Source organism: Leclercia sp. LSNIH3 (assembly GCF_002935105.1).
GTDB lineage: Bacteria > Pseudomonadota > Gammaproteobacteria > Enterobacterales > Enterobacteriaceae > Enterobacter > Enterobacter adecarboxylatus.
In genome coordinates this window covers 315,707-329,974 of sequence record NZ_CP026387.1, presented here as the reverse complement: position 1 = coordinate 329,974, position 14,268 = coordinate 315,707, and the positions used below count along the sequence as shown (strand labels likewise).

General features: G+C 55.5%; 15 protein-coding genes. 9 read left to right on the top strand and 6 right to left on the bottom strand.

The annotated features are described in order from the left end of the window. Nucleotides 1-38: 38 nt before the first annotated feature. A complete protein-coding gene (gene eptA / locus C3F35_RS01600) occupies nt 39-1,667 on the bottom strand; it encodes a phosphoethanolamine transferase EptA (RefSeq protein ID WP_103793237.1) in 1,629 nt (542 codons plus the stop codon). A gap of 147 nt (nt 1,668-1,814) precedes the next feature. On the opposite strand from eptA, the gene C3F35_RS01595 reads away from it, so the two are divergent. The 3 genes from C3F35_RS01595 (at nt 1,815) to sodC (ending at nt 3,607) form a co-directional block, all read left to right on the top strand. After that, a complete protein-coding gene (locus C3F35_RS01595) occupies nt 1,815-2,054 on the top strand; it encodes a DUF1289 domain-containing protein (RefSeq protein ID WP_032617815.1) in 240 nt (79 codons plus the stop codon). A gap of 48 nt (nt 2,055-2,102) precedes the next feature. After that, complete coding sequence (locus C3F35_RS01590) at nt 2,103-2,999, top strand: aldo/keto reductase (protein ID WP_059308113.1); 897 nt, start codon at nt 2,103-2,105, stop codon at nt 2,997-2,999. Nucleotides 3,000-3,088: 89 nt separating this feature from the next. Next, the gene (gene sodC, locus C3F35_RS01585) at nt 3,089-3,607 is read left to right on the top strand and encodes a superoxide dismutase [Cu-Zn] SodC (protein WP_032617817.1); all 519 of its coding nucleotides are present in this window, start codon (nt 3,089-3,091) and stop codon (nt 3,605-3,607) included. Here sodC and C3F35_RS01580 read toward each other — a convergent pair. The 3 genes from C3F35_RS01580 to C3F35_RS01570 are packed head-to-tail and all read right to left on the bottom strand — an operon-like array spanning nt 3,586 to nt 6,702. Next, complete coding sequence (locus C3F35_RS01580; RefSeq protein ID WP_103793191.1) at nt 3,586-5,604, bottom strand: FUSC family protein; 2,019 nt, start codon at nt 5,602-5,604, stop codon at nt 3,586-3,588. The genes sodC and C3F35_RS01580 overlap by 22 nt on opposite strands. Then, on the bottom strand, nt 5,601-6,458 hold the full coding sequence (locus C3F35_RS01575; RefSeq protein WP_032617848.1) for an efflux RND transporter periplasmic adaptor subunit: 858 nt from the start codon (nt 6,456-6,458) through the stop codon (nt 5,601-5,603). Before C3F35_RS01575 ends, C3F35_RS01580 begins: the two co-directional genes overlap by 4 nt. A 7-nt stretch (nt 6,459-6,465) precedes the next feature. Next, a complete protein-coding gene (locus C3F35_RS01570) occupies nt 6,466-6,702 on the bottom strand; it encodes a DUF1656 domain-containing protein (RefSeq protein WP_032617833.1) in 237 nt (78 codons plus the stop codon). 187 nt (nt 6,703-6,889) lie between these two features. On the opposite strand from C3F35_RS01570, the gene slyA reads away from it, so the two are divergent. Further along, entirely contained in the window at nt 6,890-7,330 is a 441-nt protein-coding gene (gene slyA, locus C3F35_RS01565) for a transcriptional regulator SlyA (protein WP_032617834.1), read from the top strand. A 36-nt stretch (nt 7,331-7,366) separates the two neighbouring features. On the opposite strand, the gene C3F35_RS01560 is transcribed toward slyA, so the two are convergent. Further along, nucleotides 7,367-8,728, bottom strand: coding sequence for a sensor domain-containing diguanylate cyclase (locus C3F35_RS01560; RefSeq protein WP_103793192.1), 1,362 nt, complete (start codon nt 8,726-8,728; stop codon nt 7,367-7,369). A 195-nt stretch (nt 8,729-8,923) separates the two neighbouring features. Further along, entirely contained in the window at nt 8,924-9,391 is a 468-nt protein-coding gene (gene slyB / locus C3F35_RS01555; RefSeq protein ID WP_032617836.1) for an outer membrane lipoprotein SlyB, read from the bottom strand. 285 nt (nt 9,392-9,676) lie between these two features. On the opposite strand from slyB, the gene anmK reads away from it, so the two are divergent. From anmK to pdxY, 5 genes are all read left to right on the top strand, one after another. Beyond that, nucleotides 9,677-10,801 carry an anhydro-N-acetylmuramic acid kinase gene (anmK, locus tag C3F35_RS01550; protein WP_032617837.1) on the top strand — a complete coding sequence of 375 codons (1,125 nt, stop codon included), beginning with the start codon at nt 9,677-9,679 and terminating at the stop codon, nt 10,799-10,801. 96 nt (nt 10,802-10,897) lie between these two features. Beyond that, the gene (gene mliC, locus C3F35_RS01545; RefSeq protein ID WP_032617838.1) at nt 10,898-11,221 is read left to right on the top strand and encodes a C-type lysozyme inhibitor; all 324 of its coding nucleotides are present in this window, start codon (nt 10,898-10,900) and stop codon (nt 11,219-11,221) included. Between the two features lie 57 nt (nt 11,222-11,278). Beyond that, nucleotides 11,279-11,935: a pyridoxamine 5'-phosphate oxidase gene (gene pdxH, locus C3F35_RS01540; RefSeq protein ID WP_032617849.1), complete on the top strand. Its 657-nt coding sequence runs from the start codon at nt 11,279-11,281 to the stop codon at nt 11,933-11,935. A gap of 126 nt (nt 11,936-12,061) precedes the next feature. Beyond that, nucleotides 12,062-13,336, top strand: coding sequence for a tyrosine--tRNA ligase (tyrS, locus tag C3F35_RS01535; protein WP_032617839.1), 1,275 nt, complete (start codon nt 12,062-12,064; stop codon nt 13,334-13,336). A gap of 63 nt (nt 13,337-13,399) precedes the next feature. Continuing rightward, complete coding sequence (gene pdxY, locus C3F35_RS01530; protein ID WP_032617841.1) at nt 13,400-14,260, top strand: pyridoxal kinase PdxY; 861 nt, start codon at nt 13,400-13,402, stop codon at nt 14,258-14,260. The last annotated feature ends 8 nt before the right edge of the window (nt 14,261-14,268 follow it).

The window sequence follows — 14,268 nt, the reverse complement described above, 5'->3', positions numbered from 1 at the left end:
GTCATCAATGTAATAGACCAATCGGTCTAATGCAAGTCTTAGGTTCGACGGCAGTGGGTGAGCAGATCCATTTGCGGCTGATAAACCGACGTCCGAATGTTCATCATCCCCAGCACCGTGGAGAAGAGGTTGTCCTGCGACACCGCTTCTTTCGCCGCCTGGTCGCGCAGACACTGCGCGTCAACGCCGAAGTTCTGTTGGTAGTCCTTTGAAAGCCAGAATATAAACGGAATATGTGTCTGCTGCTCAGGAGCCAGCATGTAAGGCGTGCCGTGCAGGTACAGGCCGTTTTCCCCCAGCGATTCCCCGTGATCGGAGAGATACACCAGTGCCGTGTTGAGCGTCGATTGCCGCGCCTTCAGGGCATCAATAGTTTTACTCACCACGCTGTCGGTATACAGAATGGTATTGTCGTAGGTATTCATCAGCGCCTGATGCGTGCAGTCCTGGATCTCATTGGTGTCGCAGGTCGGAGTAAAGTGACGGTACTGGGCCGGGTAACGCTGATAGTAGGCCGGGCCGTGGCTGCCCATCAGGTGGATCACCAGCACCGTATCCTGTTTCACACCATCCAGCATGTCATCCAGGCGCCAGAGATTCACGTCATCAATACAAGAGTTGTCCTTACAGAACTGCTGCAGCTTCCACTGGGTCATGTCGGTGTGCGGAATGCGGTTGCAGGCGCCTTTACATCCACCGTCGTTATCCCGCCACAGCAGATTAACGCCAGCGTGGCCCAGCACATCCATCAATCCTTCCTGATGGTGCGCAAGATCGGCATCGTATTTTTTCCGGGGCATCCCGGAGAACATACATGGGACGGAGACGGCGGTTTCGGTTCCGCAGGAGGAGGCCTGCGGGAAGTTAATCACATTCTGTTTTTTAAGCTCGGGGTTGGTCTCGCGATCGTAGCCGTTCAGGGAGTAATTTTCCGCCCGGGAGGCTTCCCCGACAACCAGCACCAGTACGGTCTTTTTCTGCTGCGCCAGCAGTACCGGACCTTTTCGGGCATCTTCACCGAGACGGATCAAGGTCTGATCGCCGGCGAACCAGCGCGCCTTGCTGTATTTGGCGATAGCGCTGACGTAGTTAGCCGGTGTCACCATTTTGACGATGCCTTTGTTATTGCGAAACAGCGAGGCATAGTCCTTATAAAAGACCGCCGCTACCAGAACAATCACCACTGCACTGGCGAGCATTGCCGCGAGGCGTATTAACAGCGTATGCCACCATTTACCCGGCCGGATGCGAATCATCGCCAGCAGGCTGGCGGGCAGCAGTCCGGCGACAACCAGCCACACCACCAGTTGCGGGGTCACCAGCGCCGCGGCCTCCTGAGAGTTGGTCTCAAAGACGTTGACCATCATGTTCTGGTCAATCACCGCCCCGTAGGTAAACATAAACCAGGTTGCCGCCGCGCAGCCCAGGGTCAACAGCACCAGCAGCGGTTTGCGGATGAGGGGGATATTCAGGATGCTGAATACAATCACCCAGCCGCAGAAGAGCACCAGCGGCACCGAGAGGGCGAAGAGCACGTCATGCAGCCGGGCGGGGGAGATCACCTGCCAGCTGCGATGAATAAACAGGGCGTTTAACAGCGTAAATAAGAGCGCACAACCCAACGTAAACTTTATGTCGTTACACTGTAACTTTTTTATGGTCAGCATCATCGTTAAACCAGAATGTATTGATGAGGCGATTATAAGAAGCGAAGATTAGTGAAACCTTAATGCCACAATTCTATGATTGACGCCTTGCGTAACCCCGGCTTAAGGTCTTCACTTTAGGGTATTCAAGGGTTTCGGGAGGGTCGTGTGGCTGAACAACTGGAGTTCTTTCCTGTCCAGAGCCCATGCCGGGGGATTTGCCAGTCTGACGAGCGGGGTTTCTGTCGCGGCTGTATGCGCAGCCGGGAGGAGCGTTTTAACTGGCAAAGCTTCAGTGATGCCCAGAAGCAGGAGGTCCTGCGCCTGTGCCGTCAGCGCCTTTTGCGCAAATTGCGCGCAAACAAAGCCCCCGATACCGAAGAACCGCAGCAACCCTCACTGTTTTAGCCTCGTAAATGCGTATACTCCCCCCAGACTTTTTTTAAGGAAATTGCTATGGTTCAGCGTATTACCCTCGCGCCGCAAGGCCCGGAGTTTTCCCGTTTTGTGATGGGTTACTGGCGTCTGATGGACTGGAATATGTCCGCCCAACAGCTGGTCAGCTTTATTGAAGAACATCTTGATCTGGGGGTCACCACCGTCGACCACGCCGATATTTACGGCGGCTACCAGTGTGAAGCGGCCTTCGGGGAAGCGTTGAAGCGCTCACCCGCGCTGCGTCAGCGGATGGAGATCGTCACCAAATGCGGCATTGCCACCACTGCCAAAGCAGAACATGCGCTTGGCCACTATATTACCGACCGCGACCATATCATCAGCAGTGCGGAACAGTCCCTCACCAACCTGGCGACCGACTATCTTGACCTGCTGTTGATCCATCGCCCGGATCCGCTGATGGATGCCGACGAAGTGGCTGAAGCCTTCCTCGCCCTGCATCAGAGCGGCAAGGTGCGTCATTTCGGCGTGTCGAACTTTACCCCGGCGCAGTTTGCCCTGCTGCAGTCGCGTCTGCCGTTCACCCTGGCGACCAATCAGGTCGAAATTTCACCGGTTCACCAGCCACTGCTGCTGGACGGCACCCTCGATCAGCTCCAGCAGCTGCGGATCCGTCCGATGGCCTGGTCCTGCCTCGGCGGCGGACGCCTGTTTAACGACGAAGCCTTCCAGCCGCTGCGCGATGAACTCGCCCAGGTGGCGCAGGAGTTGAATGCCGAAACCATCGAGCAGGTGGTATACGCCTGGATTTTACGTCTGCCATCGCAGCCGCTGCCAATTATCGGTTCCGGTAAAATCGAGCGCGTGCGTTCGGCGCTGGCGGCAGAACAGCTGGCAATGACGCGCCAGCAGTGGTTCCGCATCCGTAAAGCTGCGCTGGGCTACGACGTGCCGTAATGCCGTAATGCCGTATTCGTCTGATTTCCCGGTGAAATCCTTGCCCCTGGTATAAACTTAAGGGGCAAAAAATAACCGAAGGAGGTCATATGAAGCGTTTTACTCTGGCAATGCTGACACTGGTGGTTTGCGCAGGTGCGCAGGCTGCCAGTGAAGAAGTAAAGATGAACCTCGTCACCCCGCAAGGGATAGGCCAGTCCATTGGGACGGTAAAAATTACCGAAACGGATAAAGGACTGGAGTTCTCCCCCGATCTCAACGCCCTTCCACCGGGCGAACACGGTTATCACGTCCACGCCAAAGGCTCCTGCGAACCGGCAATGAAAGAGGGTAAACCTTCCGCCGCTGAGGCTGCGGGCGGACACCTCGATCCACAGAATACCGGCAAACATGAAGGGCCAGAGGGCATGGGCCACCTGGGCGATCTGCCCGCGCTGGTCGTGAACAACGACGGGAAGGCCACCGATCCTGTGGTCGCGCCGCGCCTTAAAAAGCTTGATGAAGTTAAAGGTAAAGCGCTGATGATCCACGTTGGCGGCGACAACATGTCCGATCACCCTAAACCACTCGGCGGTGGCGGGGCGCGTTACGCCTGCGGCGTTATCTGATCGCTTAAGGTGCCCGGAGCGGGCGCCTGTTCCAGCTGGGATAGCGAGCAGTGCAGACGCCAGATCAGTGCTGCCAGCTCCTGCCCGGCCGGATGTGGATGATGCCCAAGCACGTCGCAGATACGCTGTAGTTCATCGAGAGCAGAGGCCAGCGGACGCTGCTGCACCCCGCGCTCGCTCATGATATCGCGCAGTAGCGACACGGCGACATCCCGCACCCGGGCCAGCGGGTCCGCGCGGGTCTCCCAGTCCCTTAGCTGCCACACCACATGACTGCAGTTGAGCAGCACCACCCCCCAGCGTAACAGCCAGCGGCGCGACAGGGCATCCTGACTGCTGTTGAGCTGACTCACATGGTGATACACCAGCGACTCATAACCATTTTCACTCAGCTGCGGCTTGCGGCTGAGCTGATCAACAAATCCCCGCCGCAGCTCCCGGATATGACGGCGGCTTTTCCGTGCATCCGATCCCGGGCGTAGCACTGCAAAGGCCAGCCACGTCAGTCCTACGCCAAGAATTTTTGCCAGATCGTCATTAAGGAAATCGGCAAAGTCATACACCGGCGGGTTTGTCACCGAAATAAACGAGCCCATAAACACGATGAGTTGCCCCCACAGGCCGGCCAGGGCAGGCATTTGCTGCTTCAGCAGTTGCATGGTGGTCAGCAGCGGGAACAGGAACAGCAGGAACAGCCACAGGTCGGAGATCTGCACCATCAGGCCAAATTTGACCACAAAGCTAAACAGCGAAAGCAGGATCAGGGTGCGTAACAGTAGGGCCAGCGAATTGAAGGGCGAAGCCGCCACCGAGTAAAGCACACTGCTGATCGCTGCCAGCGTCAGGGCTGCCCCTCCGGCATCCCACTGGGCGGCGATGGTCCAGGCGCCCACCAGGCTGAGAGCGCAAAAGGTGCGAAAGCCGCTCCACAATGCCTCCAGATTATCCGTATGCCGTGCCAAAGCAGGGCTGCGCGGGACGGCGAACACAGTGACCGGGGTGGCGTTTTCGACAGCGGCTATCCAGCGGCTGCTGCGCAGGTACAGGCGACAAAAATAGCGCAGCCGCTGCCAGACGGCGCGATGACGGTAGTCGCCGTCAGCACCCGGATTGAGCGGCGCGATGATGCGGGCCACGGTATAGAAATTTGTGTCGGGCCGTGCGAGGGCAGCGAGCAGTTGCTTGATGATCTCCCGGGTCTGCGCTGGCGGGTTGGGCCAGTTCAACAGCATGCGGCGCAGGCTGGAGATGGCGCTGGTCATCCGCAGCTGCTGGTGGAGCAGATAATTCAGCAGGGCATTCTGACGACGAAAGCGGTAGTGGCTCCAGAAAGCCTGAATGCGCAGCAGGTTCATGGTCAGGATCTGGGCGATGACTTTCTCATGCGCCAGGCGAATGGCGTCGTTGGTGTCGGGCTGCCACAACAGGCTGGCGTGTTCCAGCAGTCGGGCGTGCATTGCTTTCAGGGCGTTGATAAGGGCAGTGCCGTCGGAGGTGCTGGGCAGGATCATCATCATCACCCCACCGCTCAGGATGCCGATAATGACCTCGCACACCCGCGCCTGGGCAATATCCCACAGCTGAGTGATGTCCAGAATATTGATCACCGGGAAGGCGATGATTGCCGCGGTATATCCGGCCAGTTGGAAGGCGTAGGCGACGTTATTGCTGAAATGGGCGCAGGCCCAGGTACAGAACCCGAGCCAGGCCGCCATGCTCAACAGAAACAGCCACGGATCGTTCAGGGTGTGACCGGCAATGATCAGCGCCGCGGTGGCCCCCAGCAGGCTGCCCGCGACACGGCCCAGACTTTTACTGATCACCCCTCCGACGGTGGGGAAGCTAACCACCGCTGCCGAGGTCATTGCCCAGTAGGGTTCGTCCAGGTTGAGGCAGTAAGCGACGGTAAGCGCCAGACACATCGCAATCCCGTTGCGCAGGGCATAGCGCCACTGCGCTGGGGTTGCCCTGAGCCACGGAAGGTTGCGCAAATTCACCGGGCGCTTCCGATAGAGACGGTGCAGGTGGTGCCGGAGACCAGGGTCAGATCCGTCGGCAACGCGTCAAAGGCGATGCGTACCGGAATGCGCTGCGCCAGCCGCACCCAGGGGATATTAGGCTTAACGTCAGGCACCAGCCCTGAATCAGTTTCTACGCTTTGATCATAGATAGCGCGACCGATACTGGACACATGCCCCTGTAATCGCGTCGAGCCGCTGTAGAGGACGATTTGCGCCGGGGCACCCTCGCGGATGTGTCGCAATTTGGTTTCTTCAAAATAGCCCACCACGTAAAACGAATGGCTATCGACCAGGGCGAAGACCGGCTGGCCAGTTGTAGCGTAATCACCAGACCGGGTGGAAAGGTTAGTGACCCAGCCATCAACCGGGGCTTTAACCACCGTCTGAGTGAGTTGCCACTGGGCCTGCTTGAGCGTGGCTTCGGCGACGGCAACGCTGGCCTGCATCGCTTTGACGTTGATGTTGGCGGTATCAAGCTCTTCGGCGGAGATATAATTCTTTGACAGATGGCGGCGGCGGTTGGCTTCGTTATTCGCCTTCGCGAGGTCGGACTGGGATTTCGCCAGCTGTGCTTCGGCATTGAGGATCGCGATGTGATAAGGGGTCTCATCAATATGAAACAGCACGTCGCCCGCGTGGACAAACTGGTTGTCTTTAATCTGCAAGTGAGTGATGGTGCCGGACACCTGCGGCGTGATGCTGACCTGCTCGGCGCGCACCTTGCCGTCACGGGTCCAGGGTGACTGCATATAATAATTCCATAACCACCAGCCTGCGATCAGGGCCAGGGCCAGAACAAGTAATGAAGAGAAATATTTTATGGTTTTCACAGTATCGTCACCATGCAATCAACAGAGCCAGACTCAGGCACACCGCCAGCACAAACAGCGAAAGATCCATTAACATTGGGTGCCAGATCTCACCGGAATAGATCCAGTCGCGCAGCATACGGTGGGTGACAAGCCAGATCAGAAAACCCAGCATTACCGCCTTAAAGAGGGGAGGAAAGTAAACCGAGGCGCCGACAATTAAATCCTGAAGCGGTAACCCCGTGGCGTTAAACGTGAAATTCACGAGCCGGTTCCTTAGCAAAAGGGGAAGTGACCATAATAGCAGTCGCATGACACCCGTGGGCGTCTCTACGCAGTGTAAAACAGACGGCCATCAACTTTTAGACCAGTATTGCATTTGTTTTGGCAATATAAATGCTGCACACTATTCTAAAATCAGTATAATAACTTAGCAAGCTAATTATAAGGAGATGAAATTGGAATCGCCACTAGGTTCTGATCTGGCAAGGTTAGTACGCATATGGCGTGCTCTGATTGACCATCGCCTGAAACCTCTGGAGTTGACACAGACGCATTGGGTCACGCTGCATAATATTCATCAGCTGCCGCCCGACCAGTCACAGATCCAACTGGCAAAAGCGATTGGCATCGAGCAGCCGTCTCTGGTACGTACGCTCGATCAACTGGAAGATAAGGGTCTGATCTCGCGTCAGACTTGCGCCAGCGATCGTCGTGCCAAGCGGATTAGGCTTACCGAGAAAGCCACGCCTATCATCACTGAGATGGAAGCCGTGATCAGCAAAACGCGTGGTGAGATCCTCTCCGGGATAAGCCCCGCAGAACTCGAGCTGCTCATCTCGCTGGTCGCCCGGCTGGAAAGCAATATCCATGAGCTGCAATCCCGTGACTAACCTTTAAAAAAGCCTTGCTGATGCAAGGCTTTTTCTTTACCGAAATACTACTACCCGGTTACGCCCGGTCTCTTTCGCCTCGTACATCGCCTTATCTGCGCATTCTACGCAGGTTTCCGCGCTGGTATTGGTCGACGTGGCGGTAAATACGCCCATACTGATGGTGATGGGTTCGGGAAGTTGTCCCCCGGAACTGGCGCTGTCAACGCTGCTCAATTTTAACCTTATCCGCTCTGCAATCTGAAGGGCGGCCTCGGAAGAGGTCTGGTTTAACAGTAAAACAAACTCTTCACCGCCTATACGCGCTGCGATGTCCTGAGGCCGTACTGAATCCATCAGTAGTCGGGAGACAAACTGCAACACCTTGTCGCCCTGAAGATGCCCGTAGTTGTCGTTGATACGCTTAAAACGATCGAGATCGCTCACGATAACCGAGACCGGCTCTCGCTCATTTGCGGTGCGCAGCGATTGGTTTAACGCGTCGTAAAAATAGCTTCGATTGTAGAGGCGAGTCAGGGGATCGCGTATCGAGTTCTGGTAAGACTGTTGATACTTCAGATGCGAAGCGCGATACAGATTAAAGACGTCATACAGCAGGATGAAAATAATCAGCACAGTGGCGACCGTTTCAAATAAACGGGCACGATACCAGGTGATATCTTCTGCCTGGTCGCCTAAAAAGAGCATAGCCAGGGTCACAATATAACAGACGCAAATAAAATTCCCACCGACCCAAAACATATTGCGCACGCGGGTAATAATCATCAGCGTAGCTAATGTAACAACCCAGAATACAATTAAGGCGACGCTTATCGCCTTTTTCCACAGCAGCATGTAATGCCGGGTTTCATTATCGACCAAATCTAATGTTAACAAAGGCGAATAGCTGGAATATATCCAGGCTAACATTACTATCACGACGGTAAAAAGAGAGGCGCCGAAAAGAAGCGAGAAATGAAACCTTCGCGACAGCGGTTTATTACGAATAGCGTACAGCAGCGCTGAAGTGATAAACAGAATTGACATTAACAAATGACGAAACGTAAAGAAGATCATCGCATCATTGTAATTCACAACGTTGTACTGGTGTAGATCCAGCCAGGCCGGGTAGCTGGACAGCGTCCCCGCCATCAGCATAGCGGAGCCGGTATAGGCGAAGGCGAACGCCATCAGATATAAGCGTTTTCTGTCGCACCAGTATTTCATCACCATGAAACAGGCAATAACCAGGTGAAAGACCAGTAAAAATATGGTCAGCATGGGGAATAAAAGCGGTGAGAATGATGAAACCTTTTCTTCAAGCCCAACAAAGAGAAAGTTTGCAATCCCAATGATAATAATGCATCCAAGAAAGAACTGAACATAACTGTTTTTTATATTTCGACTCATCGCAACCATAGGCATCGTTTTAAAGTAAAAAGCACAGAGAGAGGATTTGCGAATGGTCTCATGAGCGCAGGGGGAAATACTTTGCGCAGGGACAAGTTAAGCGGATATTAAATATATTTGTGATGAATGTATTTTGTAAATATATTCACGGTAATGTTGTAGAGTGTAAAGGGACGTGGCCGGAAGGCCACGCCCACATTGTTCTTAACGCGGAGAAACGGTAACCTGGCTACCATTGCTTGCCAGCACGACGCGTTGGCCTGCGGCAAAACGGGTGTTGCCCTGTTTCTGCACCACCATAATGGTGTTGCCGTCGTCTTTGCGGATTTCAAGCTCGACGCCCTGGGTTTTGTTCATTGATCCCTGAACGCCCTGACCGGCCACACCACCGGCAACAGCACCTGCTGCAGTCGCCAGAGAACGGCCTGTACCGCCACCCACGGTGTTACCGAGGAAGCCACCCAGCACCGCGCCGCCAAGCGCACCGATCACGTTATTATCATCTCCACCCTGAATCTGCACAGGGCGCGTGTTCACAATGGTGCCGTAGGTGACGTTTTGTACCTGCTTCGCCTCAGACGCACTGTAAACATCCCCGGAGAGGGAGTCGTTATTAACACAGCCAGCCAGAGTGAATCCAACCAGCGAAACGGCCAGTACACGTAAAATCATTTGAATCTCCTGTTCACCAAAAAACGCTCTGTGAGCATCCGTTATGGCTAAATTATATGGCATCTGGGGCCATAGTTCCTATCTTCGCCTAAACAATAGGAGAATAGTACTTGATTCTGACTTAACCAGATATAAACGGGCGTTGACTTCACCCCATATCCGGTAAGGATAATTCCTGGAATGCTCCTAACCTGAAGGTATTGTTAAAAAGTATTATCCGGTCATGGAATTGGTGCCGGGTTTATGGTGGAGTGGGCCATCAACCCAGCGAAGTAAGGAAAACTCATGAAATCGGGTCGCTATATTGGCGTAATGTCAGGAACCAGTCTGGATGGTGTGGATGTCGTTCTCGCGGCAATCGATGAGAATATGGTGGCGCAGCAGGCAAGCCTTAGCTGGCCCATTCCCCAGGAAATTAAACAAGCGATCCTGAATATCTGTCAGGGCCAACAGCTAACGCTGTCGCAGCTGGGACAACTGGATACGCAACTGGGACGTCTGTTCGGCGATGCCGTGCTGGCCTTGATGAACCAGGAGGATTTGCGCCCTCAGGATGTGGTGGCGATAGGCTGTCACGGCCAGACGGTCTGGCATGAGCCGGTCGGAGAGGCGCCTCATACCTTGCAGATTGGCGATAATAACCAGATTGTAGCCAAAACCGGGGTGACGGTGGTGGGGGATTTCCGCCGCCGGGATATGGCGCTCGGCGGGCAGGGCGCGCCGCTGGTTCCGGCCTTCCACCATGCGCTGCTTGCGCACCCGACGGAGCGCCGCATGGTACTCAACATTGGCGGTATTGCTAATCTTTCCTTATTAATCCCCGGGCAGCCGGTACGTGGATTCGACACCGGGCCGGGAAATATGCTGATGGACGCCTGGATCTGGCGCCAGGCGGGCAAACCTTACGATAAAGACGCCCAGTGGGCCTGCAGCGGCAAGGTCATCATCCCGCTGCTGCAAAGCATGCTGTGCGATCCCTATTTTGCCGCCCCGGCACCAAAAAGCACCGGCCGCGAGTATTTCAATTACGGCTGGCTGGAACGTCAGCTGGCGAATTTCCCGGGCCTGGCGCCGCAGGACGTTCAGGCCACGCTGGCAGAGCTTACAGCCGTTTCCGTATCGGAACAGGTGTTGCTGAGCGGCGGATGCGATCGTCTGCTGGTGTGCGGTGGCGGCGGCCGTAACCCGTTGCTGATGGCGCGTTTGGCCGGTCTGCTGCCGGGTACAGAAGTAACAACCACCGATCGGGCCGGGATCAGCGGCGATGATATGGAAGCCCTGGCCTTTGCCTGGCTGGCGTGGCGGACGGTGGCGGGACTGCCTGGGAACCTCCCCTCCGTGACCGGCGCGCGTGAAGCCAGCGTGTTAGGTGCTGTTTTTCCAGCCAATCCGCGGCAAAATCAGAGTTAACCGAATTTCGCTTAAAACCACGATGGGTAGAATTACACGAAAAAACGGGAGGGCGTTTTCGCCCTCCGGGACCTGGAAAGTCTTCGGAACTCACCCATGAAAAAACTGCTTCTTGCTTTAACCCCCTTCCTCCTGGCGAGCTGTAGCGTCTACAACCAGTTTGTCGAGCGCATGCAAACCGACTCCCTGGCATACCAGTGCGATGAAAAACCGCTCACCGTGAAGCTCAACAATCCTCGTCAGGAAGTCAGTTTTGTCTATGACAACAAGCTGCTGACGTTGAAGCAGGGGATGTCTGCCTCCGGCACCCGTTACAGCGACGGGGTCTATGTCTTCTGGTCGAAAGGCGACAGCGCGACGGTATATAAGCGCGATCGTATCGTGCTGAACAATTGTCAGATCGAAAATCCGAAGCGTTGAGATTTTGCAGGGGGGGGCGCACAATAGCCTCACCCATTGTCAATGTCAGCTAACGCCATGTCAGATAACGACGAATTGCAAAACATCGCGCACCTGCGCCGCGAATACACCAAAGGCGGCCTGCGTCGCCAGGATCTCCCCGCTGAGCCGCTGGTGCTGTTTGAGCACTGGCTGAAACAGGCCTGTGAAGCCCGACTGGCGGATCCCACCGCCATGGTAGTGGCGACCGTCGACGAACAGGGGCAACCCTACCAGCGCATCGTGTTGCTGAAGCATTACGACGAGAAAGGGCTGGTGTTCTACACCAACCTCGGCAGCCGCAAAGCGCACCACCTCGAAAACAACCCGCGCATCAGCCTGCTCTTCCCCTGGCATATGCTGGAGCGTCAGGTCATGGTCACCGGTACCGTTGAGCGCCTCTCTACCCTGGAAGTGGTGAAGTACTTCCACAGCCGCCCGCGTGACAGCCAGATTGGTGCCTGGGTCTCTAAACAGTCGAGTCGCATCTCTGCGCGTGGCGTGCTTGAAAGTAAATTCCTCGAGCTGAAACAGAAGTTCCAGCAGGGCGAAGTGCCCCTGCCAAGTTTCTGGGGCGGGTTCCGCGTCAGCGTTCAGCAGATGGAGTTCTGGCAGGGCGGTGAACATCGCCTCCACGACCGGTTTTTATACCAGCGCGATAACAGCGCGTGGAAAATCGATCGTCTGGCACCTTAATCCCATAAATTTGTTCTTTTAAGCGCTGGTACAACGGGTGTCAGCGCTTTATTCTATGTACCTTTCGCGTCTGGCGAAAAGTCGTGTACCGGCAGAGGTGCAGTCGTTTTATACATGGAGAATTTGATGGCAAGCAGTAACTTGATTAAACAATTGCAAGAGCGGGGGCTGGTAGCCCAGGTGACGGACGAGGAAGCGTTAGCAGAGCGACTGGCGCAAGGCCCGATCGCGCTCTATTGCGGCTTCGATCCTACCGCCGACAGCTTGCATTTGGGGCATCTTGTTCCATTGTTATGCCTGAAACGCTTCCAGCTGGCAGGCCATAAGCCTGTGGCGCTGGTGGGCGGCGCAACGGGTCTGATTGGCGACCCGAGCTTTAAAGCCGCTGAGCGTAAACTGAATACGGCAGACACCGTGCAGGAGTGGGTGGATAAGATCCGCAAACAGGTCGCCCCGTTCCTCGATTTCGACTGTGGTGAAAACTCAGCGATCGCCGCCAACAACTACGACTGGTTTGGCGGCATGAACGTGCTGACCTTCCTGCGTGATATCGGCAAGCACTTCTCCGTTAATCAGATGATCAACAAAGAAGCGGTGAAGCAGCGTCTGAACCGCGACGACCAGGGCATCTCGTTCACCGAGTTCTCTTATAACCTGCTGCAGGGTTATGACTTCGCCTGCCTGAACAACCTTTACGGTGTGGCGCTGCAGATTGGCGGCTCCGATCAGTGGGGTAACATCACCTCCGGTATCGACCTGACCCGTCGTCTGCACCAGAACCAGGTCTTCGGTCTGACCGTTCCGCTGATCACCAAAGCCGACGGCACCAAGTTCGGTAAAACCGAAGGCGGCGCGGTTTGGCTCGATCCGAAGAAAACCAGCCCGTATAAGTTCTACCAGTTCTGGATCAACACCGCAGATGCTGACGTCTATCGCTTCCTGAAGTTCTTCACCTTTATGGATCTTGCAGAGATCAACGCTCTGGAAGAAGAAGACAAGAACAGCGGTAAAGCCCCGCGCGCCCAGTACGTGCTGGCGGAGCAGGTTACGAAGCTTGTTCACGGCGAAGAGGGCCTGGCGGCCGCGAAGCGTATTACCGCCAGCCTGTTTAACGGTACCCTGAGCGATCTGAGCGAAGCTGATTTCGAACAGCTGGCGCAGGATGGCGTGCCGATGGTGGAGATGGAGAAAGGAGCAGACCTGATGCAGGCTCTGGTTGACTCCGAGCTGCAGCCGTCCCGTGGTCAGGCGCGTAAAACTATCGCCTCAAATGCCATCACCATTAACGGCGAAAAGCAGTCCAACGAGGAGTATACCTTCGTGGACAGCGATCGCCTGTTTGGCCGCTACACCTTACTGCGTCGCGGCAAAAAGAATTACTGCCTGATTTGCTGGAAGTAATCATAAAAGCACAGGGGCGTGGGAAACCACGCCCCTTTATTTTTTCAGGGTTGTGGTAAGAAAATGAAGAATATCCTCGCCATCCAGTCCCACGTCGTGTTTGGGCATGCTGGCAACAGCGCCGCTGAATTTCCGATGCGTCGTCTCGGGGCCAACGTCTGGCCGCTAAATACCGTGCAGTTTTCCAATCATACGCAATACGGCAAATGGACCGGTTGCGTGATGCCGCCTGCCCATCTGACCGAGATTGTTCAGGGTATTGCGGAGATCGACAAACTCAAAACCTGTGATGCTGTGCTGAGCGGCTATCTGGGGTCAGCCGAGCAGGGCGAGCATATTCTTGGTATTGTCCGTCAGGTGAAGGCAGCCAACCCGGCGGCGAAATACTTCTGCGATCCGGTGATGGGCCACCCTGAAAAGGGTTGCATCGTGGCGCCCGGCGTGGCCGAGTTTCATGTCCGTTATGCTTTACCCGCCAGCGATATCATCGCCCCTAATCTGATTGAACTGGAGATCCTCTGCGAACATCCGGTAAATAATGTGGAACAGGCAATTGCGGCATCACGCGAACTGATTGCCAAAGGCCCGGAGATCGTGCTGGTGAAACATCTCGCCCGCGCCGGGATAAGCCCGGACCGCTTTGAGATGCTGCTGGTGACGAAAGACGAAGCCTGGCACATTAGCCGTCCGCTGGTGGATTTTGGTAGCCGTCAACCGGTAGGCGTCGGGGATGTGACCAGCGGCCTGCTGCTGGTGAAACTGCTTCAAGGGGCGACGGTGCGTGATGCGCTTGAGCACGTCACAGCGGCAGTATACGAAATCATGATTGCCACAAAGAGTATGCAGGAGTATGAACTGCAGGTGGTGGCCGCCCAGGACCGGATTGCCATGCCGGAGCACCTTTTTAGCGCGACCCAGCTTTAACCTCTATG

Excerpts from the sequence above, each read along its gene's own strand:
- slyB (WP_032617836.1), bottom strand. The coding sequence starts at position 9,391 with ATGATTTTACGTGTACTGGCCGTTTCGCTGGTTGGATTCACTCTGGCT.
- anmK (WP_032617837.1), top strand. The coding sequence starts at position 9,677 with ATGAAATCGGGTCGCTATATTGGCGTAATGTCAGGAACCAGTCTGGAT.
- tyrS (WP_032617839.1), top strand. The coding sequence starts at position 12,062 with ATGGCAAGCAGTAACTTGATTAAACAATTGCAAGAGCGGGGGCTGGTA.
- mliC (WP_032617838.1), top strand. The coding sequence starts at position 10,898 with ATGAAAAAACTGCTTCTTGCTTTAACCCCCTTCCTCCTGGCGAGCTGT.
- slyA (WP_032617834.1), top strand. The coding sequence starts at position 6,890 with ATGAAATTGGAATCGCCACTAGGTTCTGATCTGGCAAGGTTAGTACGC.
- eptA (WP_103793237.1), bottom strand. The coding sequence starts at position 1,667 with ATGCTGACCATAAAAAAGTTACAGTGTAACGACATAAAGTTTACGTTG.
- sodC (WP_032617817.1), top strand. The coding sequence starts at position 3,089 with ATGAAGCGTTTTACTCTGGCAATGCTGACACTGGTGGTTTGCGCAGGT.
- C3F35_RS01590 (WP_059308113.1), top strand. The coding sequence starts at position 2,103 with ATGGTTCAGCGTATTACCCTCGCGCCGCAAGGCCCGGAGTTTTCCCGT.
- pdxH (WP_032617849.1), top strand. The coding sequence starts at position 11,279 with ATGTCAGATAACGACGAATTGCAAAACATCGCGCACCTGCGCCGCGAA.
- pdxY (WP_032617841.1), top strand. The coding sequence starts at position 13,400 with ATGAAGAATATCCTCGCCATCCAGTCCCACGTCGTGTTTGGGCATGCT.
- C3F35_RS01560 (WP_103793192.1), bottom strand. The coding sequence starts at position 8,728 with ATGGTTGCGATGAGTCGAAATATAAAAAACAGTTATGTTCAGTTCTTT.